Annotated in this window: 2 protein-coding genes; one reads left to right on the top strand and one right to left on the bottom strand. The window is 69.6% G+C overall.

All coding sequences use genetic code 11. From position 1 onward, the window contains the following. The coding region (gene dapF / locus AX681_RS02700) for a diaminopimelate epimerase (RefSeq protein WP_066681613.1) at positions 1-946 on the bottom strand (946 nt) is incomplete at its 3' end. Between the two features lie 47 nt (positions 947-993). Here dapF and AX681_RS22270 point away from each other — a divergent pair. Beyond that, the coding region (locus tag AX681_RS22270; RefSeq protein ID WP_197424213.1) for a hypothetical protein at positions 994-1,177 on the top strand (184 nt) is incomplete at its 3' end.

The raw sequence follows: 1,177 nt of genomic DNA, 5'->3' as shown, positions 1-1,177 counted from the left end.
CCCAAGCAGCAACCTCTTCCCCCCGCCGCCGCACCACCCGCACCGCGCCCGCAGCTCCGGTCGCCGGGTCCACCTCGATCACCCCGTCCCACTCGAACGTCGCATTGCCCGCGATCGTCACCGCGTCGCCGCCCGCCGGCCCCTCGGCGCGCGCGCGAACGCGGCCGCCGGGGTTGAACACCGTCAGCCACTCCCCGAACGGCAGCCGCCCGGTCAGTCCCGCGGCATGCACCGACCCCGCCATCGCGGTTCCGCACGCATTGGTCAGCCCGACCCCGCGCTCGAACGTCTGCACGAACAGAGCCAGCCCCGGACTTGATCCGGGGTCGCTGCCGCGCACTTCGACAAAGCTCACATTGGCGCGGTCGACCAGCAACTCCGGCCCCGCCTCGCACCAGCTGCCCAGCGCGACCAGCTCGGCGACATCGACCTTCTCGACGAACGCGATCAGATGCGGATTGGGCATCGCCAGCGCGGTAAAGGCGCGGTCGCTCGGTAGTCCCGGCACCGCCGCCTCGATCACCGGTGCGGCCACCCGAATGCCCACCGCCGCCGGATCCGTGGCCACTGGTCCCACCGTCTCGCGCACCGTGTAAACGCCGGGAGCCAGCTCCACCTCGCGCGCGACTTCAGCCCCGCTGGTCTTCAACCGCACCCGCGCCGCGTCGATGCCCAATGCCTCGAAACCCGCGCGCGCCACGCACCGCAATCCATTCAGACAGGTCTCGGGTTCGGACCCATCGGCATTCACGACCCGCATGCCGAAATCCGACGCGCCATCTCCGGGCGTCAGCAACAAGATCCCGTCCGCGCCGACCGGCCCGGCCCGATCGCACAAGGTCCGCGCGATCCTTCCCCAGCTCGCATCGTCCAGATCGAGATCGCGGGAATCGATCAGACAGAAGTCGTTCCCCGACCCGTGACATTTCGTGAAGCTCAGTTCCATGTGGCGACATCTACGCCCCCGCAACCGCGGCGCAACTGCAGTTCGTCTTGCCAACCGCAAACCCGCACTGGCGCGACTGCGACCAAGCTGCCACAAGGTCCGCGATGGACGGCATCCTGTTCCTCGCCGTGCTGGCGCTCGGCATTGTCGCGATGGTGCAGGGCCAGCGGCTGCGCGCGCTCACGCGACGGATCGAGTGGCTCGAACATGGCGCGCGAGCTGAGCCGCAGC

Source organism: Sphingomonas sp. CCH9-E2, from assembly GCF_001557215.1.
In the GTDB taxonomy this organism is placed as follows: domain Bacteria; phylum Pseudomonadota; class Alphaproteobacteria; order Sphingomonadales; family Sphingomonadaceae; genus Sphingomonas.
This window is presented reverse-complemented; position numbering and strand designations above follow the sequence as displayed.